The organism is Bartonella sp. AA2SXKL (assembly GCF_042197205.1).
GTDB lineage: Bacteria > Pseudomonadota > Alphaproteobacteria > Rhizobiales > Rhizobiaceae > Bartonella.
The window spans coordinates 1-385 of the sequence record NZ_JBHIRN010000130.1 but is presented as its reverse complement, the minus strand read 5'-3'; the positions used below and the strand labels follow the sequence as shown (position 1 = coordinate 385).

General features: G+C 36.6%; 1 pseudogene. It reads right to left on the bottom strand.

Annotated elements, in window-relative coordinates:
• A pseudogene (locus ACFINS_RS10235) lies at positions 1-221 on the bottom strand (3-isopropylmalate dehydrogenase); the annotation flags it as partial.
• Between the last annotated feature and the right edge of the window lie 164 nt (positions 222-385).

Sequence of the window (385 nt, the reverse complement as noted above, 5' to 3'; positions counted from 1 at the left end):
AGCGTCATTTCTGGCTTTAAAAACTCAAGACCAATACGTTGTGAACGTAGTTCAGGACGCATCATAAATTCTTGATCGATATAAGCCAAACGATAAGTAGGCGAACGCATTTGTGCTGAATTAGAAAACTTTTTTACTTGTTGTAGGGAATCCTTCGCTTGGAGAAGTGGTGTCCAATGTTTTTGTTCTTCTTCTGTTTTTTCTGTATAATCTTTTTTCATACACCTATCCTGCTTCCTTATCGTTTTATTGACTGAATACATTTCTTCGCGTAGGTCATAAAGCAATAAATCCTGAAGCTTTCAACTTGTTTAACGGAACTCTGGTTATGACTGATCTCACACAACTTGAAATGATTATTGAAAAAGCATTTGACGACCGCAAC